This is a genomic window from Achromobacter sp., assembly GCF_050285565.1.
Lineage (GTDB): Bacteria > Pseudomonadota > Gammaproteobacteria > Burkholderiales > Burkholderiaceae_B > Achromobacter.
On sequence record NZ_JBLZXG010000011.1, the window covers coordinates 104696 to 125349 of the forward strand.

Below are 20654 nucleotides of genomic sequence, written 5' to 3' on the forward strand. Positions count from 1 at the left end.
CGGGGCCTGCATCCGCCCAGTCCGGCGCACCGGGGGATGCCTGCCCGCCGGCCGAACGGCGCTCACGCCGTTATAGCGCACATTCTTACTTTGCATTACATTTGCGGCCAGTGCGCCAGCAAGACGGCGCAACGTTCCAGCGCTCGGCCACCGCAACCGTGGCCCTGGTGAGCGCTGGCGATCATATGATCGCCGTACCACGGGCGGAGGCCGTATTTTTCCGGTGCCAGCCCGCCGCGGACGGCGCGATGCAAAGGGATATTCGTGATTCAAGGCAAACCCAGGCTCGCAGCCCACGGCGCAGCGTGCGCCGCCGCGGCGTCGTTGACGCCCTCCCAGACTCACTTCGCGCCCGTGGCGGCGTCCGGAGCGGCCCCGGCGCCAACAGCGGCGCGATTCCTGGCGGCGGCCGGCGGCGCCGCCATTGCCTTGGCCTTGACGGGCGCCGCGATGCCCGCCTGGGCGGCCTGTTCCATCGGCGACCCAAGCGGTTGCGGGGCGCCGGGCGGCGGCGGCTTTCCGGATCGTAGCGGCGCGGGTGGCGCCGGCAATGGCCAGGGCGGCGGCTCCAGCCACATCGACACCAACGGCGTCACGGTGCAGGATCCGGGCGGCTGGGGCGTGGCCGGCACGGGTGGCACGGGCGCCAGCGGAGACGCGGGAAGCGCGCCCGCCAACCCCCCGGCGCTAGTGATCACCTCCTCGAACATAACCATCAATGCCGGGTTGACCGGCGCGGCCGGCGCCAGCGGGCCTGACGGCAACAATTTCGGCAGCGGTGGCAACGGCGGCAATACGGGCGTCTATTACAGCGGCGGGGAGCTCTGGATCTCGGATACCGTGACAGTCGCGGGCGGTGCCGGGGGCAACGGCGGCAGTACCAGCAACGGGATAAGCGGCAACGGCGGCGGCGGCGGCGGTGGCGGCAGCGGCGTGACGGCGGTCGCGAGCCAGGTAAGGGTCTCCAATGCCGGGACGATCATCGGCGGCGTCGGCGGCGCCGGCGGGGCCGGCGGCTTCAGCGGTGGCGGCGGCGCCGGTGGCGACGGGCTGCTTGTGCTCGGCGGCAACGCCGACATCCTCAACATCGGCAGCATCACGGGCGGCGCGGGCGGCGTGGCGGGAGCGGGCGCGTCCGGTTCCGCCAGTGCCGGCGCCGGCGGCAGCGGTGTCAATCTTGCCGGTACGCGCAATACCCTCGCCAATGCCGGAACGATCACGGGCGGCGCCGGCGTGGGGGGCGGCGTCGGCGTTGTGACGCGGGGCATGGACACGATCACCAACCAGGGCACCATCGTGGGCGCGTTGACGGGCCCGGGCGGCGCCCGGGCGGCGGCCATCCAGTTCGGCGGCGCGTCCAATGCGCTGAATCTGCTGACCGGATCCAGTATCGTCGGCAATCTGTTGTTCGATGCGGGGGCGACGGCGACCATTGCCGCGTTACACACGGGACTGACCCTGAACAATGATGTGATCCTGACGGATGCCGCATCGGGCGTCACCTTCTCCACCATGACGACAGGGATGACCATGTCCGGGGTCGTCTCCGGCGCGGGATCGTTGACCGTCGTTGGCACCAACACCTTGACGCTGTCGGGCGCCAATACGTTCACGGGCACGACCACGGTCAGCGGGGGCACGCTTGCGCTCGTGGGCGGCGGCAGCCTCGCCGCGTCATCGGGCGTGGTGGTGAACTCGGTGCTGGATGTCTCGGCCGTGACGTCGGGCGCATCGATCCAGGCGCTGTCGGGCACCGGCACGGTGCGGCTCGGCGCGCGTTCTCTGGCCCTGACCAACGCCTCGGGCGTTTTCGATGGCGTCATCGAAGGCAGTGGCGCGGTCCGCGTGGGCGCCGGCGCCCAGACGCTGACGGGCATCAACACCTATTCCGGCGCCACCCTCATCGACAGCGGCGCGACCCTCGCGCTCAGTGGCGGCGGCAGCCTGGCGGCCTCCAGTGGGGTGACCAGCAACGGTACGCTGGACATCTCGGCGACGACGAACGGCGCCTCCGTGGCCGGCCTGGCGGGGGGCGGAAGAGTCGCCCTTGGCGGGCGCACGCTGACCCTGACGAACGCCGCGGGCGTCTTTTCCGGCGTTATCGACGGCACCGGCGGACTGGTGCTCAACAGCGGCACGCAGACGCTTGCGGGGGTAAGCACCTACACCGGCGCGACCACGATCAACGGCGGCACGCTGGTGCTATCGGGCGCCGGCCGGCTGTCTGCGGCCTCGGCCATCTCGCTCATGGGCAGCGGCGCGACGCTCGACCTGTCGGCGGCGTCGGGCCAGACGCTTGCCGGGGTGTACGGGGTGCCCGGCTCGCGCGTGCTTGCCGGCGCCAGCACGCTGACGCTCAACGCGGCCACCGACAGCGTCTATGGCGGCGAGTTCACGGGCAGCGGCGCACTGGTCAAACAAGGGGCCGGCATGCTCGTGCTCAATGGTTCCAGTGGCGGATTCACGGGAACGACGACAGTCGGCCAGGGCACGCTCCAGGTGGGCGATGCCGGCCACGGTGGCGCGGTGCTGGGCGGCAACGTGGGGGTCGGGGCGCAGGGCACGCTGGGCGGCCACGGCACGATTCTCGGCAATGTGACGAACGGCGGCACGGTGTCGCCCGGCGGGTCCATTGGCACGCTGAGCGTCGGCGGCAACTATACGCAAGCGTCGAACGCGACCCTGGCCATTGAAGTGAGCCCCACCGAGGCATCGCTGCTCAAGGTCGGGGGCAGCGCCACATTGAACGGGACCCTGGCGATCACCTACACGCCGGGCACTTATTCGGCCAAGCGCTACAACGTGGTGAGCGCGGCCAACGGCATCAGCGGTCGTTTCTCGTCGGTGACGGGCTCGCTGGCCTCGGGCGCGGACCTGAACGGCCTGCGTTCATCGGTGGCCTATGGCGCCAACGATGTCGCGTTACTGCTGAGCGACCCGGCCTCGGGCATCCCGGGCGACACGCCCGTGGTCATCGCGCCCACCCGCACCAGCATTTATACGGCGCTCGGCAGCGCCGCCCTGATGAGCGCGCAGTCGGCCACGGCGGCGGTGCTCGAGCGCGCGACGCGGCGCGCCGTCGGCTCCGCGCAGGATGCGGCCGACGCGCCGGACACTGTTTCGGTCTGGGCGAACGCCACGGGGCGCCATGGCCGCCTGTCCGGCTCGGGCGGGCAGCCGGGCTTCCAGGAAAACCAATACGGCTTTCTCGCCGGCGTGGACAAGCGGATCGAGCGCAACACCTTCGGCTTGGCGATGGGCTATTCCCATGCCGATCTGTCGGAAGAGCATACCGGAAGCTCCGGCACGCGCGACACGGTACGCCTGGCCACCTACGCGAGCCGCGACCTGGGGCCCGTCGATGTGACGGGCGTGATCGGCTACGGTCTGCATTTCCTGTCGCAGAAGCGGCCTTTCGAGAATGTCGGCACGGCCAAGGGCGATCATATCGGGCAGGAATTCACGGCGGCGGCGCAGGTCAGCAAGCCCTTGGCGCTTGGCGGGCTGGTCATGACGCCACGGCTGGGGCTGCGCTATGCCTATTTCCACGCCAACAGCTTTGACGAAGGCGGCGCAAGGGGCCAGAACCTGCATGTCGGCTCGGACAGTGCCCGCAGTCTGCAGCCTTACGTCGGCATGACTTTCGACAAGTCGTTCGATGGCGCGCAGCGGCCGGTCAACCTCCAGTTCCGGGTGGCCTATGCCCGGGAACTGCTCGATACCGATCGCGCGGTGACGGTGGTGTCGCAGGACGGCACGCGCTTCGCCGCGCCTGGCGCCAATCTGTCGCGCGGTTTCCTGACGTTTGGCGCGAGCGTCGGCTTGCCGCTGACACGGCAACTGGACGTGTCTCTTGCCTATGACGCGCTGGTCAACACGTCCCGCGCGTCTTCGCAGGCGGGCACGGTCAGGATGAGCTATCGCTTCTGACGTTCAGCGCAGCAGCGCTTGCTTGGCTTGCTGGTATTCCGCTTCGAGCAGGTTCACCAGCTCGTGCACCGTCAGCACTTCCTGCGCCGCGCCCACGCCCTGGCCCGCGCTCCAGATGTCCTTCCAGGCCCGGGGACGGGTGTTCTTGTCGAGGTTGGGCGGGGGCGCGTCGTACTCGGGCAGCCGGTTCGGGTCCAGACCGGCTGCCCGGATGCTTTCGGCCAGGTAGTTGGCGGGGACGCCGGAGAAGCAGGGGGTGTAGGTGACGTCGGCGGCCTGGGCGCGCAGGATCATTTCGCGGTAGGCGTCGTTGGCCAGGGATTCGCGGGTCGCGATGAAGCGCGTCCCCATGTAGGCGAAGTCGCAGCCCAGGGCCTGGGCCGCGAGGATGTCCTTGCCGTGGCTGATACAGCCGGACAGGGCCAGCGGGCCGTCGTGAAAGGCGCGGATCTCGTTGACCAGGGCGATCGGGTTGAGCTGGCCGGCATGGCCGCCGGCGCCGGCGGCGACCAGGATCAGGCCATCGACGCCGGCATCGAGCGCCCGGCGGGCATGACGCACCGTGGTGACGTCGTGGTAGACCTGGCCGCCGTAGGCGTGGACCGCGCGCACCACGGCTTCGGGCGGGTGCAGCGAGGTGATCACCAGCGGCACGCGGCGTTCGGCGCAGATGGCCAGGTCGCCCTGCCAGCGGGCGTTGCTGGGGTGGACGATCAGATTGATGCCGTAGGGCGCCACAACGGCGTCCGGCGCCGCCTGGCGGGCGCGGGCCAGCCTGCCTTCGATGCGGGTGATCCACTCGTGTAGCTGTTCCTGCGGTCTTGCATTCAGCGACGGGAAGGTGCCGATGATGCCGGCGCCGCATTGCGCCGCCACCAGGTCCGGGCCGGAGACCAGGAACATGGGGGCGCCGATGACGGGCAGTCGGGTCTGCGTGCGCAATGCGGATGGCTTCATCGGCGGGTTCCGGTCGGGGTCAGTTGGCCTGGATGTTGGCGCTTTGGATCACATCGGCCCACAAGGCGTATTCGCGGTCGATGCGTTGTTGCAGGGCGGCGGCGTCGCCGCTGTTGATGGTGTAGCCGCCGTCGGTCATCGCGCGGCGGAAAGCGGGGTCGCGCGAGACCTCGGACAGCGCCCGGGTCAGGCGCGCCTGCACCGCGTCGGGCAGCTTGCGCGGGCCGACCAGCGCATACCAGCCGACCACCTCGTAGTCCTTCATGCCCGCCTCGATCATGGTGGGCACGTCGGGCAGCTCGGGGTTGCGGGTGCGCGAGGTGACCGCCAGCGCGCGCGCCTTGCCGCTCTTGATGAACGGGATGGCGGTGCTGGTGATGTCGAACATGAAAGTGATCTTGCCGCTGACCACGTCCATCATCGCCGGCGAATTGCCGCGATAGGGCACGTGCAGCATCGGCACGCCGGCCTGCTTCTTCAGCAGTTCGGCCGACAGGTGGTTGGAGGCGCCGATGCCGGCCGAGCCGAACGACACGGCGTCGGGGTGCGCGCGGGCGTAGTCGACCAGCTCGCCCACGCTCTTGGCGGGGGCCTGCGGGCCGATCAGCAGGACGTTGGCGTAGTCGACGACCAGGCCGATCAGCGAGAAGTCCTTGCGCGGGTCGAACAGGGTGCTGCGCTGGACCAGCGGCGACATGGTCAGCGTGGGGCTGGCGGCAAAGCCCAGCAGGTAGCCGTCGGGCGGCGCCTTGGCGGTGGCGTCGGAGGCGATCATGCCGCTGGCGCCGGCACGGTTCTCCACCACGACCGCCTGGCCCAGCTTGTCGCCCAGGTACTTGGCGAAGACGCGCGCGGTGGTGTCCACGGGGCCGCCAGGGGCGTAGCCCACCAGCAGGCGGATAGGTCGGTCGGGGTAGGCGCTGTCGGCGGCGGCGCTGGCGCCGGCCGCCATGGCCGCCACGGCGGCGGCCGCGGCGAGCAGGGTCTTGATGTTCACGCTCATGTCTCCTTGTGGAATGAGGCGGTCGCGGAGCGGAACAGCGGGGCCGCGCCTACGCCAGCCTTTCTTTCAGCGGCTGCTTGAGGATCTTGCCGCTGACGGTGGTGGGAATCGTGTCGATGCAGTGGATCTGCGCGGGCCGCTTGTACGGCGCCAGCTGGGCGCGCAGGTGCAGCATCAGCAGGCGGGTGTCCAGGCGCGCGCCGGCCAGGGGCTCGACGAAGGCGATGACTTCCTCGTTGTGGTCCTCTGTGGGGCGGCCGACCACCGCCGACAGACGCACGCCGGGGAAGGCGTTGATGACCGCTTCGACTTCGATCGGGTAGACGTTGAAGCCGGAGCGGATGATCAGATCCTTGGAGCGGCCGGCGATATACAGCGCGCCGCGGTCGTCCAGGTAGCCGATGTCGCCGGTGTTGAGCCAGCCGCCGGGCAGCAGCGCCTGCGCCGTCTGCGCCGGATCGCGGTAGTAGCCCAGCATCACCCCGGGGCCGCGGATCAGGATGTCGCCGCGTTCACCCGGCCGCGGCGTGTCGGCGTCGGGACCGCCGATGCGCAGTTCGACCCCATCGACCGCGTAGCCGGCGCTGCAGTCGGCCGGCGGCGCATCGATGTCGGTGATGAACATGGAGCCCGCGTATTCGGTGATGCCATAGCCGTGGTGCATGGCGACGCCGAAGTAGCGTTCGGCGTCGCGCTTGAGCGTGGGGTCGAGCGCCGCGCCGCCGGTGTAGAGGTAGCGCAGCGCCGGCGCGCGCAGTTCGCCGCGCGGCGGCGCGGCCGCCAGCATGCGGTGGAACATGGTCGGCACGCCCTGCAGGATGCTGATGCCCGGATGGGCCAGCGCCTTGAAGGCGTCCTCGGGATCGAAGCGGCTGCGCAGCACCAGGCTGGCGCCGGCATGCAGCGTGGCCATCAGCACGGTGGCGATGCCGAAGATGTGCGACAGCGGCAGCGCGGCGTAGCCGATGTCGCGCGGCGTCAGGCGGCGCGAGGCGGCCGAGACGCCGGCGAAATGCAGCAGGCCGCGATGCGGCACCATGACCCCCTTGGGGGCGCCGGTGGTGCCGGAGGTGTAGATCACGGTGGCGACCTCGGCGACCTCGTCGCCGGTCTCGGGGAGCGTCGGCGCGTCCGCGCGGCGCGCATGCACGCCCGCGCCCCAGGCGCCGGCATCGGCGGGCTGCGCGCCGGCCGCCTCGGCGTGGGCGGCGGCCGCCGATGAGACGCCGCTGGTGTAGAGCGTGACCTCGGGCTGCGCGTGGGCGCCGATCGCGGCGATCTCGCGCGCCGACAGGCGCGCGTTCACGCCCACCGGCCAGGCGCCGACAAGGGAGCAGCCAAACAGGGTGGCGATCATGGCGGCGCAATTCTCGCCGACCATCATCACCCGATGGCCCGGTTCTACCCCCGCGGCCGCCAGCCAGTCGGCCGCGGCCTGGGCGCGCTGCCATAGTTGCGCATAGGTCAGAATGCCGCCGCCTTCCTCGTACAGGCAGATGGCGTCGGGCTGGCGGCCGGCCTGGCGGGCCAGCAGTTGGTGGATGCGGGTGAGCGGTTCGGCGTGCGACATGGTTGCTGCGGTCGGAATCAAAGCGTGGCGGCGGTGCCGAGGATGGCGGTGGCCTGGCTGGACAGCGTGCCGCCGTTGCCGTGCACCAGCGCCAGTTGGGCGCCGGCCACCTGGCGCGCGCCGGCCTCGCCGCGCAGTTGCCGCACGGCCTCGATCATGATGAAGACGCCGTACATGCCCGGATGCACGCAGCACAGGCCGCCGCCATTGGTGTTGACCGGCAGCCGCCCGCCGGGGGCGATGGCGCCGCCGGCGATGAAGTCCTTGCTCTCGCCCTTGGCGCAGAAGCCCAGGTCCTCCAGGAACAGCAGGGTGTTGATGGTGAAGGCGTCGTACAGCTCGACCACGTCGATGTCCTTGGGCGCCACGCCGGCCATGGCGTAGGCGCGGCGGCCAGACTCGCTGGCGGCGGTCACGGTCAGGTCCTCCATCGACGAGATCTGGCGGTTCCAGACCGCGGTGGCGTTGCCCAGCACGTAGACCGGCGGGCGCGGCAGATCGCGGGCGCGGTCGGCGCGCACCAGCACGTAGGCGCCGGCGCCGTCGGTGACCAGGCAGCAGTCGCGCACGCTCAGGGGGTCGGACACCATGCGCGCGGCCAGGATCTGTTCCAGCGTGGCCGGGTCGCGCAGTTGGGCCTCGGGGTTGAGCTGGGCCCACTGGTTGGCGGCCAGCGCGACCTGCGCCAGGTGTTCGCGGCGGGTGCCGTACTGGTGCATGTGGCGCGCCGCGGCCAGCGCATAGGAAGACAGCGGGCTCAAGGGGTCATACGGCGTCTCGTAGGGCTGCGGGTCGAACTGCTTGCGCACGCGGCCGATCTCGGCGCGGCTCAGCGTCGAGGTGCGCTGCGTGCTGCCGTAGCAGACCAGCACGGCGTTGCATTGGCCCGAGGCCAGCGCGTGCAGCGCCGGCAGCAGGTGCGCCACGAAGCTGGAGCCGCCCAGCATGGTGCTGTCGATGAAGCTGGGGCGGATGCCCAGGTGCTCGATGACGGGCATCGCCCACATGGGCGCGGCCACGCTGGCGGTGCAGAGGCCGTCGATGTCGCGCATCGACAGGCCGGCGTCGGCCACGGCGCGCTGCGCCGCCTGCACCAGGATTTCCATTTCGGTGAAGCCTTGGGCCTGGCCCAGGCCGGCATGGCCGACGCCCGCCACCGCGACGGCGCCGCGCAGATCGTTCAGTATCATTGCGCCTCCTTGTTCGGCACGAACACCAGCAGGCCGCGGCCTTCCTTCACGGCCACCTGCGCCCGCACCGCCATGCCGATGCGCACGGCCTCGGGCGCCACGCCTTCGACCCGGCTCATCAGGCGAACCCCTTCGGCCAGGTCGATCAGCGCCACGTTGTAGTCGCCGCCCGCCTCGGGCTTGCGCCGCACGATGGTGGTGGAATAGACCGTGCCGCGGCCGTCCGGCGTGCGCCACGACAACTGATCCGCACCGCAATGGGGGCAGAGCATGCGGGGATAGAACACGGCGCGGTCGCAGGCGTCGCAGTGCTGGATCTGGAAGCGCCCCTGGTCGAGCGCCTGGCGGTATTGCGCCTCGGCGCCCTCGGTGGCGCGTGGGTCGGTTGCGGTCATTGCGTGCGGTTCCGGATGGATGAGCCGCCAGTGTCGGGGCTGGCGCCGGCCCGTGCCATTCTTCATTGCTGAAGCAGGCCTTTTGCCGGCCCGTAGTGCGTGCGCCCTACACCGAGGCAAAAGCCGGTCTTCGGCAACCGCAGATTGTCCGGCGCGCGGTCGCCATGGCTAGATACCCGCCAAAGGAGGTAGGCCATGAATCTGACCTGGACGCCGGAGGAGATCCGGTTCCGCGAAATGGTGCGCGCGTTCGCCGCCGACCGGCTGCCGCGCGACATCCGCGACAAGGTGCGCCGGCACCAGCGCCTGGAGCGCGATGACTACGTGCGTTGGCACAACATCCTGGCCGACCGGGGCTGGGGCGCGCCCAACTGGCCGGTCGAGCATGGCGGCACCGGCTGGAACGCGCTGGAACGGCTGATCTTCGAAATCGAGTGCTTCAAGGCCGGCGCGCCGCGCTTGCTGCCGTTCGGCCTGTCCATGATCGGCCCGGTGCTGATGAAGTACGGCAGCGCCGAGCAGCAGGCGCGATTCCTGCCGCGCATGCCGCGCGTGCAGGACTGGTGGTGCCAGGGCTATTCCGAGCCCGGCGCGGGCTCGGACCTGGCCTCGCTCAAGACCCGCGCGGTGCGCGACGGCGATGACTACGTGGTCAACGGCCAGAAGACCTGGACCACGCTGGCGCAGTACGCCGACTGGATGTTCTGCCTGGCCCGCACCGATCCCGAGGCGCGCGCGCAGCGCGGCATTTCGATGCTGCTGCTGGACATGCGCGCCCCGGGCGTGACCGTGCGCCCGATCCGCACGCTCGACGGCGGCCATGACGTCAACGAGGTCTGGCTGGAGAACGTGCGGGTGCCCGTCGCCAATCTGGTGGGCGAGGAGAATCAGGGCTGGACCTACGCCAAATACCTGCTCGGCCACGAACGCACCGGCATCGCCGGCCTGGGTCATTGCCATCGCGAACAGGGCATCCTCAAGGACATGGCCGCGCGCGCCACCGCGCGCGGCCGGCCGCTGCTGGCCGACAGCCGCATGCGCGACCGCATCTCGCGCATCGAGGTCGACATCATGGCGCTGGAAATGCTGCTGCTGCGCGTGGCGGCCAGCAACGGCGGCACGCCCGGCCCGCAAGCCTCGGTGCTGAAGATCCGCGGTTCCGAGATCCAGCAGGACCTGGCCATGCTGCAGATGGAAGTCGCCGGCCCCGACGCCTGGCCCTACGACCCCGAATGGATGCTGGCCGAGGCCGACTACCACGGCCCCGGCCCGGAGATGGCGGCCGCGTCGGGCGCCGGCTATGCCGACATGCGCAAGACCTCGATCTACGGCGGCACCACCGAAGTGCAGAAGGGCATCATCGCCCGCCTGGTGCTGGGCCTGTAGGCCCGGCCCGCATCCGCAAGGAACACGACGCATGGATTTCCTCTATACCGAAGAACAGCGCATGCTGGCCGACAGCCTGCGCCGCCTGGTGGACCAGGCATGGACCCGGCCGCGGCGCCGCGCCCGCGAGACGGCGGGGCGGCTGGATCCGGCGGCCTGGGCCGCGCTGGCCGAACTGGGCGTGCTGGGCCTGAACATCCCGCAGGAAGCGGGCGGCTTTGGCGAAGGGCCGGCCAGCCTGCTGCCGGTGCACCTGGAACTGGGGCGCGGGCTGGTGGCCGAGCCGGTGATCCCCAGCGCGGTGATGGGCGCGGCCCTGGTCGGCGCCTGCGGCGACGCCGCGCGCGAGCGCTGGTTGCCCGCCATCGCCTCGGGCGAGCAGGTGGTCAGCGTGGCGTACCAGGAGCCCGGGCGCCGCTATCAGGCCGATCCGCGCGACTGCCGCGCAACGCGCGACGGCAACGGCTGGCGCCTGGACGGCGTCAAGCACCTGGTGTGGCATGGCGCCGCGGCCCACGCCTGGCTGGCGAGCGCGCGAGATGAAGACGGCGTTGCCCTGTTGTTGGCGGTGCCGGCGGATGCGGCCGGGGTGCGCGTCACCGATACGCCGACGCTGGACGGCGCGCGTTGCGCGCGGCTGGATTTCGACGCGGTGTCGCTTGCCGCCGACGCGGTGTTGGCGCGAGGCGAAGCGGCCGACGCGGCCTTGGCGCAAGCGTTGCAATGGGGCACGGCGGCGCTCTGCGCCCATGCGGCGGGCGCGATGGATCGCTTGCTGGAAATCACCGTCGATTATCTCAAGACGCGCAGGCAGTTCGGCCAGCCGCTGGCTTCCTTCCAGGCGCTGCAGCACCGACTGGCGGAAATGCTGGTGGCCAAGGAACTGGCGCTGTCGATGGCCTACGTGGCCGTGGCCGCGCTGACCGAGCCCGACGCGGCGCGGCGCCGCCGCATGCTGGCCGCGGCCAAGCTGGAAACCGCGCGCGCCGGCCGGCTGGTGGCGCAGATGGCGGTGCAGTTGCACGGCGGCATGGGCATGACGGATGAACTGGAGGTCGGCGACTATTTCAAGCGCCTGACGGTGGTGGATCTGCTGCTGGGCGACAGCGCCGAACAACTGGCGGTGCTGGAGGAACTGGCATGAGCACCGTGGACTATGCCCAAATCACCTTCACCCTGGAGCAGGGCGTGGGCGTCATCACGCTCAACCGCCCCGAGCGCCTGAACAGCTTCACCGCCGTCATGCACGCCGAACTGGCGCGGGCGCTGGACACGCTGGAGGCGCACGCCGGATTGCGCGGCGTGATCCTGACTGGCGCCGGCCGCGGTTTCTGCGCCGGCCAGGACCTGGGCGAGCGCAAGCCGGCCGAGGACGGTTCGCGCCGTGACCTGAGCGAGAATCTGGAAAAACTGTACAAGCCGCTCATCCTGCGGTTGCGCGCGCTGCCGGCGCCGGTGGTGTGTGTGATGAACGGCGTGGCGGCCGGCGCCGGCGCCAGCCTGGCGCTGGCGTGCGACGTGGTGTTCGCGGTGGAGTCGGCGCGCTTCATTCAGGCCTTCAGCAAGATCGGCCTGTTGCCGGACGCCGGCGGCACCTGGTTTCTGCCGCGCCTGGTGGGGTCGGCGCGGGCCATGGGCGCGGCCTTGTTCGGCGAGGCCGTCAGCGCGCGGCAGGCCGAGGCTTGGGGCCTGATCTGGCGCGTGGTGCCGGATGCGGATCTGGCGGCCACGCTGGCCGAGGTCCACGCCACGCTGGCGGCCGGGCCGACCCGCGCCTATGCCGCGACCAAGGCCGCCTTGCATGCCTCCAGCGGCAACACCCTGGCGCAGCAGTTCGACCTGGAATGCGCCCTGCAACGCGAGCTGGGCTACACCGACGACTACCTGGAGGGCATGCGCGCCTTCGCGCACAAGCGCGCGCCGGCGTTCACGGGGCGTTAGGGCGCGATATCGCAGCCGGAGCCAGCGCGCGAATGCGCGCCGCCGCCGCGCCTACCGGCGCCCAGCGGCGAGGCCTCAGGCGGCCGCCGGCTGGCGGATCTGCGCGATCAGCTCACGCGCGCAGCCGGGCAGGGCGTCGACGTCGCGCACCAGCAGCTTGCGCTCGCGCACTACCCAGGGTTCGTCCAGCTCCACCACCCGCAGCTTCCTCTCCGCGCCATAGCGGCGCGCGGCGGAATCCGGGATCACGCCAACGCCGACGCCCGCCTGCACCATGCGGCAGATCGAGTCGAAGCTGTAGAGCTGGATGCGCTGCGGCAGGCGCTGGCCGATGCGCTCGAGCTGGTCACGCAGGAACGCCACCAGCGTCGAGCCCTCGTGCATGGTGATGAACGGATAGCGCACCGCGTCGGCCAGCTTGACCTTGTCCTGATCTTGCAGGGGATGGCCGTTGGGCACCACCAGCACCAGCCGGTCGGTGCTGAAGTGGATGGTTTGCAATTCGGGCGCGTCGACCGGGCCGGCGACGATGCCCAGGTCGGTGGTGCCATCCAGCACGCCGCGCACGATGTCGCGCGTCAGGCGTTCCTGCAGGTCGACCGTGACGCCGGGATGGCCCGCCAGGAATTGCGCCAGGATGTCCGGCATGAACTCCGTCACCGCGGTGGTGTTGGCGAAAATGCGGATGTGTCCGGTGTCGCCGTCGGCCTGTTCCTGGAAATCGTGCTTCAGGTGGTCGACCTGGCGCATGATGACCCGCGCATGCTGCAACAGCCGTTGGCCGGCCGGGGTGATTTCCACGCCGCGGCTGTCGCGGTACAACAGGCGGGTACCGAGCTGGTTCTCCAGCGCCTTGATCCGCACGCTGACCGCGGCCAGCGACAGGTGCGCCCGCTTGGCGGCCTGCGTCAGGCTGGGGGATTCGGCGATGTGGATGAACAGGCGGAGGTCGGCGAGGTCGAAGTGCATGGCGCCTATATTACGGTGCCCGGCGCCGGGCGCACGATTCAGGGGCCCCAAACCCGGCCTTGAGGAAAAATGAATTCACAGCGTGCACGGCATGCGGGATGCTAGCCGTCAGACCATTTACCAGAGGAATCTCGGCATGACATCGACAGACCCGGCCGGCTGGATCGGCAGCGGCGAGCGCCAGGCGGACGCGCTGGACCCCGGCCACGCGGCGCGCATCGCCGCCACGCTGGGCCGCCCCGCGCCCGCGGTGGGCGACCCCTTGCCCCCCTTGTGGCAGTGGGCGTTCTTCATCAGCACGGTGGCGGCCGACGGATTGGGGACGGATGGGCACCCGGCCCGTGGCGGCTTCCTGCCGCCGGCGCACGACCGCAACCGCATGTGGGCCGGCGGCCGCGTCGAATTCCGCCGTCCGCTGCGGGTGGGCGTGCCGGCCGAACGGGTTTCGGTGGTGGCCGACGTCAAGGAAAAGGCCGGCCGCACCGGCGCGCTGCTGTTCGTGACGGTGCGCCACGAGTACCGCCAGGATGGCGAGGCGGCGATCCTGGAAGAGCAGGACATCGTCTACCGCCAGCCCACGCCGCCCAAGCTCACCGGCACCGAGCCGGCGCCGCGGGCGCAATGGCGCGACACCATCGAGCCTACCTCGGTGCTGCTGTTCCGCTATTCGGCCGTCACCTTCAACGGCCACCGCATCCACTACGATCATCCCTATGTCACCGGCACCGAAGGCTATCCGGGCCTGGTGGTGCACGGCCCGCTGATCGCCACCGAGATGGTCGCCGCTTTCCTGCGCGCCCATCCCGGCGCGCGCCCCACGCACCTGTCGTACCGCGGCCTGCGGCCGCTGATTGCGCCCACGCCGTTCCAGGTCGCCGGCCTTGTCGAGGAACCGGGCCTGGCCCGGCTCTGGGCCGAGCAGGACGGCACGCTGGCCCACCAGGCCGAGCTGAGGTTCACCGCATGAGCACGCCCGCCCCCCGCCCGCTGGACGGCATCACCGTCGTCAGCCTCGAACACGCCATCGCCGCCCCGTTCTGCACCCGCCAACTGGCGGACATGGGCGCGCGCGTCATCAAGATCGAACGCCCCGGCGCGGGCGACTTCGCCCGCGGCTACGACGAGCGCGTGCGCGGCCTGTCGTCGCACTTCGTCTGGACCAACCGCTCCAAGGAAAGCCTGACGCTGGACCTCAAGCGCGATGAAGCCGGCGACATCATGGAGCGCCTGCTGCAACAGGCCGACGTGCTGGTGCAGAATCTGGCACCCGGCGCCGCGGCGCGCCTGGGCCTGTCGTTCGAGGCGCTGCACGCCCGCTTCCCGCGCCTGATCGTCTGCGACATCTCCGGCTATGGCGAAGGCGGTCCCTACCAGGACAAGAAGGCCTACGACCTGCTGATCCAGAGCGAAAGCGGCTTCCTGTCGGTCACCGGCACCGCCGACGACCCGGTCAAGGCGGGCTGCTCCATCGCCGACATCTCGGCCGGCATGTACGCCTATTCGGCCATCCTCAACGCGCTGCTGCTGCGCCAGAAGACCGGCCTGGGCAGCCGCCTGGACGTCTCCATGCTCGAAAGCATGGTCGAGTGGATGGGCTTTCCGATGTACTACGCGTTCGAGGGCGCCAAGCCGCCGGTGCGCGCCGGCGCGGCCCACGCCTCGATCTACCCGTATGGCCCGTTCCCCACCGGCGACGGCAACACCATCATGTTGGGCCTGCAGAACGAACGCGAATGGCGCGTGTTCTGCGCCCAGGTGCTGCGCCAGGCCGAATTGGCCGAGGACCCGCGCTTTGCCACCAACTCGCTGCGCACCGCCAACCGCGAGGCCCTGCGCGCGCTGATCGTGGCGGCCTTCGCCGACCTCAGCGTGCAGCAGGTCACCGACCGGCTGGAAGACGCCCAGATCGCCAACGCCCGGGTCAACGACATGGCCGGGGTCTGGGCCCACCCGCAATTGCGGGCGCGCGACCGCTGGAGCCAGGTCGACAGCCCGGCCGGCGCGCTGCCGGCGCTGCTGCCGCCGGCCAGCAGCAACGCCTTCGCGCCGCGCATGGCGGCGGTGCCCGCCGTGGGCCAGAACACGGATGCGGTGCTAGCATCATTGGGATACGCGCCCGAACAGGTGGCGCAATTGCATGCTTCGGAGGTGGTGTGATGCATTCCGTCGTTCGTACCGCGCTGTTCGTGCCGGCCTCCCGTCCCGACCGCATCCCCAAGGCCCTGGCCAGCGGCGCCGACGCCGTCATCGTCGACCTGGAAGACGCGGTCGAGCACCTGGCCAAGGCCTCGGCGCGCGAAGCGCTCTGTGATTTTCTCGGCACGCAGCCGCAGGCGCGGGTATGGGTACGGATCAACGACGCCTCCACCTCGTGGCACGACGACGATCTCAAGGCCTGCCGCGGCAAGCCGGCGGTGGCCGGCATCCTGCTGCCCAAGGCCGAAAGCCTGGCGCAGGTGCGCCACGTCGCGCAGGCCGGGCTGCCGGTCATTCCCATCCTGGAAACCGCGCGCGGCATCCTCAACGCCGCCGAGGTCGCCGGCACGCCCGGCGTGGCGCGGCTGGCGTTCGGCAGCCTCGACTACGGCCTGGACCTGGGGCTGGCGCCCGACACCGCCGGCGCCGAAACGGTGCTGGACCACGCCCGCGTGCAGGTGCTGCTGCAGACCCGCGCCGCCGGGCTGGCGCCGGCGCTGGACGGCGTGTTCCCGGGCGTCGAGGACCACGCAGGGCTGTCCGCCGCCGCCGCGCGCGCCCAGCAGATGGGTTTCGGCGGCATGCTGTGCATCCATCCCGCGCAGGTGGCGGCGATCCACGCCGCCTTCGCGCCGGATCCTTCCGAGCTGGCCTGGGCCCGCCGCGTGGTCGACGCGCACCGCGACAAGGCCGCCGGCACCTTCATGCTGGATGGCAAGATGGTGGACGCGCCCGTCATCTCCCGCGCCCGCCGCGTACTGGCGCAGGCTGGCGAAGCCAGCGTCGGCTGATCCGGCCCGGCGGTGTCCGGCCTACAATCCGGCATTCCTTTCCGCGGACGGTCTCATGAGTGCAGCGCTTTTCATCGGGCATACCTATATCGACGTCACCGTGCTGGCCGACGAATGGCCCACCGGCGATGAGAAAAGCGTGGCGCGCGACTACGCCGTGTCGTTCGGCGGCAATGCCGTCACCGCGGCCTTCGCCTGCGGCAAGCTGGGCACCAAGCCCGACCTGATCTGCTCGCTGGCGCCGGACTGGCTGGGCCACATGTACACCGACATGGCGGCCGCGCACGGCGTCACGCTGCACGGGCGCCAGGTGCGGCGCTCGTCGCTGTCGTTCATCATGCCCAACCACGGCAAGCGCGCCATCGTGCGCGCGCGCGACGTCGACTACCTGAACGACTTCCCGCGCCTGGACGTCAGCGGCTACCGCGCGCTGCACCTGGATGGCCACCAGCCCGACGCCGCGTTGCACTACGCGCGCGCCTGCCGCCAGGCCGGCATCCTGACCTCGCTGGACGGCGGCGGCGTGCGCGAGAACACCGACGAACTGCTGCGCCACATCGACGTGGCGGTGTGCGCCGAGCGCATGTGCGAACAATTGGAACTGTCGCCGCACGGCCTGCTTGACCTGCTCAAGCAACGCGGCTGCCGCATCGGCGCGGTGACGCTGGGCGAGCGCGGCATGCTCTGGTACGACGAAAGCGGCGCCGTCGACACGCTGCCGTCGCTCGATGTGCCGGCCGCGCGCATCATCGACACCTCGGGCGCGGGCGATGTGTTCCACGGCGCCTATGTCTGGTCGTACCTGAACCGGCCCGAACTGGCCTGGAAGGAACACTTCACCTTCGCCCGCGCCGCCTCGGCGCACAAGATCCAGCACCTTGGCAACGAGGCCGGTCTGCCCGGCGTGGACGACGTCGAGCGCGCCATGCTGGCGTTCGCGCCCAAGGCCTAGCGCGGCAAAAAAGGAGGCGGGCCGCGCCGTCCGGCGCGGATTCAGGCCAGCCGTTCGATCGGCTGGTCGGTGATGTCGCCTAGCCAGGCGTCCAGATCGCGGCCTGCCAGCGTCAGGGCTGGCGCCAGATCGCGCAGCGGGCGCAGCACGAAGGCACGCAGGTGCATGCGCGGATGCGGTAGTGTCAGGCGCTCGTGCGCCAGTGTCGTGTCGCCGTGCAGCAGCAGGTCCAGATCCAGCGTGCGCGGCGCGTTGCGGTACGGCCGTTCACGGCCGTGGCGCAATTCCAGCGCCTGCAGGCGGTCCAGCAGATCCAGCGGCGCCAGGGTGGTCTCCAGGGCCGCGACCGCGTTGACGAAATCCGGGCCGGTGGCGTCCACTGGCGCGGTGCGATAGAAGGGTGAGGCCGTGACCGAGCCGATGCCGTCGGTGGCGGCCAGTTCGGCGAGCACGGCGCGCAGCGTGGCCGCGCTGTCGCCCAGGTTGGCGCCCAGTCCGATAAAGGCGCGCACCGGGACCGCCATGGCCTTATTCGGCGCTGCCGGCATTGCCGCTGGCGGTGCCCGCGTTGCGCGATGATGAGCGGCGGCGCGGACGGCGCTTGCGCGCCGCCGTCGCCGGGCCGTCGCCAGCCTCGCGCGGCAGGCGCGAGACTTCCTCGATCATGTCGGCGCGGGTGGCGTCATCGGCGTTGGCCAGATCCATCCACCACTGTGCCAGCACGCTGTCGAATTCGCCGGCGGCGGCGCGCAGTTGCAGGAAGTCGCAGGCGGCGCGAAAGCGCGGCTGCTCGATCATGCGGAAGATGGTCTTGCCCATGCGGCGCTCGAAGCGCGGCTGCATGAACCAGATCTCGCGCATGTCGGACGAGAAGCGGCGCTGGATCGCCAGCTTCTCGGTCTGCTCGTCGAGCACCGAGTCGGCGGCCTGCGACAGCGCCGGGATGGTGTGCTCGCCCTGGGCGCGCAACTGTTTCCAGCGAACCTCCACCTGCTGCCACAGCAGCGCGGCGAACAGGAAACTGGGGCTGATGGTCTTGCCGGCGCGCACGCGGGCGTCGGTGCGTTCCAGCGCCAGTTCCACGAAGTGCTCGCCCCCCGGTTGTTCCAGCACCACGTCCAGCAGCGGCAACAGGCCGTTGTGCAGGCCGTCGGCGCGCAACTGGCGCAGGCAGTCCATGGCGTGGCCGCAGGTCAGCAGCTTGAGCATTTCGTCGAACAGGCGCGAGGCTGGCACGTTCTCGATCAGGTCGGCCATGGTGCGGATCGGCTGGCGCGTGGCCGGGTCGAGGGTGCCGTTGAGCTTGGCGGCGAAACGCACCGCGCGCAGCATGCGGACGGGATCCTCGCGATAGCGCTTGGCCGGATCGCCGATCATGCGGATCTGGCGCTTCTTCAGGTCGGCCACGCCGTTGTGGAAGTCGATCACTTCCTCGTTGTGCGGGTCGTAGTACAGCGCGTTCATGGTGAAGTCGCGGCGCGCCGCGTCTTCCTCGTGGGTGCCGAACACGTTATCGCGCAGGATGCGGCCGTGCGCGTCGGTCTCCTGGTCTTCCGAGGCGGGGGCGCGGAAGGTGGAGGTCTCGATGATCTCCTGGCCGAACACCACGTGCACCAATTGAAAGCGGCGGCCGATGATGCGGGCGCGGCGGAACAGCGGCCGGATCTGCTCGGGCGTGGCGTTGGTGGCGACGTCGAAGTCCTTGGGCTCCAGGCCGACGATCAGGTCGCGCACCGCGCCGCCGACGATATAGGCTTCATAGCCGTGCTGGCGCAGCACTTCGCACACCTTGATGGCATGGCGCGAGACGTTGCGGCGGTCGATGCCGTGCTTGTCGCGTCCGATGCGCAAGGGCCCCCGGGCTGCCGGCGCGAACAGTCGGCCGACGAATTTTTTTATGGTTTCGGTGATCATTTAGGACTTGGCATCTATGACGTGGTCGAACAGGTCGATCACTTGCCAGCCCCGTTCCATGGCGATGGCGCGCAGGCTGGGGCTGGGGTTGGCGGCGATCGGACGGGTCACCTTTTCGAGCAGCGGGACATCATTGACCGAATCGCTATAGAAAAACGATTCGGGGAAATCCGCAAGCCCCAGGCCCATGCCGGCCAGCCAGTCGTTCACGCGCACCACCTTGCCTTCCTTGAAGCTGGGGGTGCCGAGAATACGGCCGGTATAGCGGCCGCGCAGGACTTCGGCGTCGGTGGCCACCAGATGGGGAATGCCGAAAGCGCGGGCGATGGGGGCGGTGACGAAGCTGTTGGTGGCGGTGACCACGGCGCACAGGTCGCCGGCCTCCAGGTGCGATTCGACCAGTTCGCGCGCGGCGGGCGTGATCGACGGCCGGATGACCTCGGCCATGAAGTCTTCGTGCCAGGCGGCCAGCTCGAACGGCGCGTGCGCCGCCAGCAGGCCCAGCATGAACTCGGCGGCTTGCTCGGCGGTGAGTTCGCCGCGATTGTAGCGGTCCATCAGGTCGTCGTTCTGGCGGCGGGCCTCGTCGGGATCACCGGCGCGGCCGGTGCGCGCCAGGTAGTCGGCCCATTGGTAGTCGCTGTCCAGCGGCAGCAGGGTGTGATCCAGGTCGAACAGGGCGAGACGTCGGGAGGTCATGTGCGTTGTGAATCAGGGTCTGCGAGCATGGCGCGCAGCAGGGGCAGGGTGATGGGACGGCCGGTGGCCAGGGAATAGCGGTCCAGCGCGTCCAGCAACGCCGCCAGCTTGCGGATGTCGCGCTCGTGGTGCGTCAACATCCAGTTGATGATTTCGGGCGCCAGGTGCAGGCCGCGTTCGGCCGCCTGCGCGGCCAGCGCCGCCAGCTTGTCGGCGTCGGACAGAGGATCGAGGCGGAACACCAGATCCCAGCCCAGCCGGGTGCGCAGATCCTCGCGCAGCGGCATCGACAGCGGCGAGCGGTCGCCGGCCACGGCCAGCGCGAAAGCGCGGCCGGTGGCGGCGGATTCGCGCCAGCGGTTGTACAGGGCAAAAAGACCCGCCTGGCGGTGATCGTCCATGCGGTGCACGTCGTCCACCGCCACGAACTTGGGCATGGGCGACTTGGAATCGGCTTCGGCCAGCACGCGCAGGATGTTGGCGCTGTTGGCCGCTTCGATGTAGACGGCGTCGGGGCGCGCGGTCAGCGCGCGCAGCAGGTGGCTGCGGCCGCAGCCGGCCGCGCCCCAGATGTACAGCGCGCGGCCGGGGGCGAGCGTGCGCACGGCCGCCAGCGCCTCTCCGTTGGGACCGGCGATGTAATTGTTCAGCGAAGGCGCTGGCGCGGGAAGAACGTCGAGCAGCAGCTGGCGGTTCATGAGAGGTTATCGATCAAGCGGGTATGGCAGGGCCTCGGGGCGAGCCCATGGCCGGCGGCGTTG

General features: G+C 70.4%; 18 protein-coding genes. 8 read left to right on the top strand and 10 right to left on the bottom strand.

Annotation, left to right across the window (positions count from 1 at the left end; all coding sequences use genetic code 11):
- Positions 1–264: 264 nt before the first annotated feature.
- Positions 265–3930 carry an autotransporter outer membrane beta-barrel domain-containing protein gene (locus tag ACN6O8_RS22185; protein ID WP_427993143.1) on the top strand — a complete coding sequence of 1222 codons (3666 nt, stop codon included), beginning with the start codon at positions 265–267 and terminating at the stop codon, positions 3928–3930.
- Positions 3931–3933: 3 nt separating this feature from the next.
- Here the strand turns inward: ACN6O8_RS22185 and ACN6O8_RS22190 are convergent, their stop codons facing one another.
- The 5 genes from ACN6O8_RS22190 to ACN6O8_RS22210 are packed head-to-tail and all read right to left on the bottom strand — an operon-like array spanning position 3934 to position 9045.
- Positions 3934–4887: an NAD(P)H-dependent flavin oxidoreductase gene (locus ACN6O8_RS22190; RefSeq protein ID WP_427993144.1), complete on the bottom strand. Its 954-nt coding sequence runs from the start codon at positions 4885–4887 to the stop codon at positions 3934–3936.
- Positions 4888–4906: 19 nt separating this feature from the next.
- Positions 4907–5884, bottom strand: a complete 978-nt coding sequence (locus ACN6O8_RS22195; RefSeq protein ID WP_427993145.1) for a Bug family tripartite tricarboxylate transporter substrate binding protein — start codon at positions 5882–5884, stop codon at positions 4907–4909.
- Positions 5885–5939: 55 nt separating this feature from the next.
- Positions 5940–7460 (bottom strand): class I adenylate-forming enzyme family protein, encoded by a 1521-nt coding sequence (locus ACN6O8_RS22200; protein WP_427993146.1) that lies wholly within the window; start codon positions 7458–7460, stop codon positions 5940–5942.
- 17 nt (positions 7461–7477) lie between these two features.
- Positions 7478–8650 (bottom strand): thiolase, encoded by a 1173-nt coding sequence (locus tag ACN6O8_RS22205; RefSeq protein WP_427993147.1) that lies wholly within the window; start codon positions 8648–8650, stop codon positions 7478–7480.
- Positions 8647–9045: a Zn-ribbon domain-containing OB-fold protein gene (locus tag ACN6O8_RS22210; RefSeq protein WP_427993148.1), complete on the bottom strand. Its 399-nt coding sequence runs from the start codon at positions 9043–9045 to the stop codon at positions 8647–8649. The genes ACN6O8_RS22205 and ACN6O8_RS22210 overlap by 4 nt, the downstream gene beginning before the upstream one ends.
- Positions 9046–9240: 195 nt before the next feature.
- Here ACN6O8_RS22210 and ACN6O8_RS22215 point away from each other — a divergent pair, with 195 nt between their 5' ends.
- The 3 genes from ACN6O8_RS22215 to paaG are packed head-to-tail and all read left to right on the top strand — an operon-like array spanning position 9241 to position 12372.
- Positions 9241–10431: an acyl-CoA dehydrogenase family protein gene (locus ACN6O8_RS22215; RefSeq protein WP_427993149.1), complete on the top strand. Its 1191-nt coding sequence runs from the start codon at positions 9241–9243 to the stop codon at positions 10429–10431.
- A gap of 31 nt (positions 10432–10462) precedes the next feature.
- Positions 10463–11575 carry an acyl-CoA dehydrogenase family protein gene (locus ACN6O8_RS22220; protein WP_427993150.1) on the top strand — a complete coding sequence of 371 codons (1113 nt, stop codon included), beginning with the start codon at positions 10463–10465 and terminating at the stop codon, positions 11573–11575.
- Positions 11572–12372 (top strand): 2-(1,2-epoxy-1,2-dihydrophenyl)acetyl-CoA isomerase PaaG, encoded by an 801-nt coding sequence (paaG, locus tag ACN6O8_RS22225; RefSeq protein ID WP_427993151.1) that lies wholly within the window; start codon positions 11572–11574, stop codon positions 12370–12372. Before ACN6O8_RS22220 ends, paaG begins: the two co-directional genes overlap by 4 nt.
- A 75-nt stretch (positions 12373–12447) precedes the next feature.
- Here paaG and ACN6O8_RS22230 read toward each other — a convergent pair whose 3' ends face one another.
- Positions 12448–13341, bottom strand: coding sequence for a LysR substrate-binding domain-containing protein (locus tag ACN6O8_RS22230; RefSeq protein ID WP_427993152.1), 894 nt, complete (start codon positions 13339–13341; stop codon positions 12448–12450).
- 136 nt (positions 13342–13477) lie between these two features.
- Here ACN6O8_RS22230 and ACN6O8_RS22235 point away from each other — a divergent pair, with 136 nt between their 5' ends.
- From ACN6O8_RS22235 to ACN6O8_RS22250, 4 genes are read left to right on the top strand one after another with little or no spacing between them, the layout of a single operon-like run.
- Positions 13478–14308 carry an FAS1-like dehydratase domain-containing protein gene (locus ACN6O8_RS22235; RefSeq protein WP_427993153.1) on the top strand — a complete coding sequence of 277 codons (831 nt, stop codon included), beginning with the start codon at positions 13478–13480 and terminating at the stop codon, positions 14306–14308.
- Complete coding sequence (locus ACN6O8_RS22240) at positions 14305–15498, top strand: CaiB/BaiF CoA transferase family protein (protein WP_427993154.1); 1194 nt, start codon at positions 14305–14307, stop codon at positions 15496–15498. Before ACN6O8_RS22235 ends, ACN6O8_RS22240 begins: the two co-directional genes overlap by 4 nt.
- Positions 15495–16328 (top strand): HpcH/HpaI aldolase/citrate lyase family protein, encoded by an 834-nt coding sequence (locus ACN6O8_RS22245; RefSeq protein WP_427993155.1) that lies wholly within the window; start codon positions 15495–15497, stop codon positions 16326–16328. The genes ACN6O8_RS22240 and ACN6O8_RS22245 overlap by 4 nt, the downstream gene beginning before the upstream one ends.
- Before the next feature lie 55 nt (positions 16329–16383).
- Positions 16384–17280: a sugar kinase gene (locus ACN6O8_RS22250; RefSeq protein WP_427993156.1), complete on the top strand. Its 897-nt coding sequence runs from the start codon at positions 16384–16386 to the stop codon at positions 17278–17280.
- A 41-nt stretch (positions 17281–17321) separates the two neighbouring features.
- On the opposite strand, the gene ACN6O8_RS22255 is transcribed toward ACN6O8_RS22250, so the two are convergent.
- From ACN6O8_RS22255 to hda, 4 genes are read right to left on the bottom strand one after another with little or no spacing between them, the layout of a single operon-like run.
- Complete coding sequence (locus tag ACN6O8_RS22255; RefSeq protein WP_427993157.1) at positions 17322–17804, bottom strand: 2-amino-4-hydroxy-6-hydroxymethyldihydropteridine diphosphokinase; 483 nt, start codon at positions 17802–17804, stop codon at positions 17322–17324.
- A 4-nt stretch (positions 17805–17808) separates the two neighbouring features.
- The gene (pcnB, locus tag ACN6O8_RS22260; RefSeq protein WP_427993158.1) at positions 17809–19194 is read right to left on the bottom strand and encodes a polynucleotide adenylyltransferase PcnB; all 1386 of its coding nucleotides are present in this window, start codon (positions 19192–19194) and stop codon (positions 17809–17811) included.
- Positions 19195–19893, bottom strand: a complete 699-nt coding sequence (locus tag ACN6O8_RS22265; protein WP_427993159.1) for an HAD family hydrolase — start codon at positions 19891–19893, stop codon at positions 19195–19197.
- On the bottom strand, positions 19890–20591 hold the full coding sequence (hda, locus tag ACN6O8_RS22270) for a DnaA regulatory inactivator Hda (protein WP_175131161.1): 702 nt from the start codon (positions 20589–20591) through the stop codon (positions 19890–19892). Before hda ends, ACN6O8_RS22265 begins: the two co-directional genes overlap by 4 nt.
- Positions 20592–20654: the final 63 nt, after the last annotated feature.

Excerpts from the sequence above, each read along its gene's own strand:
- hda (WP_175131161.1), bottom strand. The coding sequence starts at position 20,591 with ATGAACCGCCAGCTGCTGCTCGACGTTCTTCCCGCGCCAGCGCCTTCG.
- ACN6O8_RS22265 (WP_427993159.1), bottom strand. The coding sequence starts at position 19,893 with ATGACCTCCCGACGTCTCGCCCTGTTCGACCTGGATCACACCCTGCTG.
- ACN6O8_RS22250 (WP_427993156.1), top strand. The coding sequence starts at position 16,384 with ATGAGTGCAGCGCTTTTCATCGGGCATACCTATATCGACGTCACCGTG.
- pcnB (WP_427993158.1), bottom strand. The coding sequence starts at position 19,194 with ATGATCACCGAAACCATAAAAAAATTCGTCGGCCGACTGTTCGCGCCG.
- ACN6O8_RS22230 (WP_427993152.1), bottom strand. The coding sequence starts at position 13,341 with ATGCACTTCGACCTCGCCGACCTCCGCCTGTTCATCCACATCGCCGAA.
- ACN6O8_RS22235 (WP_427993153.1), top strand. The coding sequence starts at position 13,478 with ATGACATCGACAGACCCGGCCGGCTGGATCGGCAGCGGCGAGCGCCAG.
- ACN6O8_RS22240 (WP_427993154.1), top strand. The coding sequence starts at position 14,305 with ATGAGCACGCCCGCCCCCCGCCCGCTGGACGGCATCACCGTCGTCAGC.
- ACN6O8_RS22200 (WP_427993146.1), bottom strand. The coding sequence starts at position 7,460 with ATGTCGCACGCCGAACCGCTCACCCGCATCCACCAACTGCTGGCCCGC.
- ACN6O8_RS22205 (WP_427993147.1), bottom strand. The coding sequence starts at position 8,650 with ATGATACTGAACGATCTGCGCGGCGCCGTCGCGGTGGCGGGCGTCGGC.
- ACN6O8_RS22215 (WP_427993149.1), top strand. The coding sequence starts at position 9,241 with ATGAATCTGACCTGGACGCCGGAGGAGATCCGGTTCCGCGAAATGGTG.
- ACN6O8_RS22220 (WP_427993150.1), top strand. The coding sequence starts at position 10,463 with ATGGATTTCCTCTATACCGAAGAACAGCGCATGCTGGCCGACAGCCTG.
- ACN6O8_RS22190 (WP_427993144.1), bottom strand. The coding sequence starts at position 4,887 with ATGAAGCCATCCGCATTGCGCACGCAGACCCGACTGCCCGTCATCGGC.
- paaG (WP_427993151.1), top strand. The coding sequence starts at position 11,572 with ATGAGCACCGTGGACTATGCCCAAATCACCTTCACCCTGGAGCAGGGC.
- ACN6O8_RS22255 (WP_427993157.1), bottom strand. The coding sequence starts at position 17,804 with ATGGCGGTCCCGGTGCGCGCCTTTATCGGACTGGGCGCCAACCTGGGC.
- ACN6O8_RS22210 (WP_427993148.1), bottom strand. The coding sequence starts at position 9,045 with ATGACCGCAACCGACCCACGCGCCACCGAGGGCGCCGAGGCGCAATAC.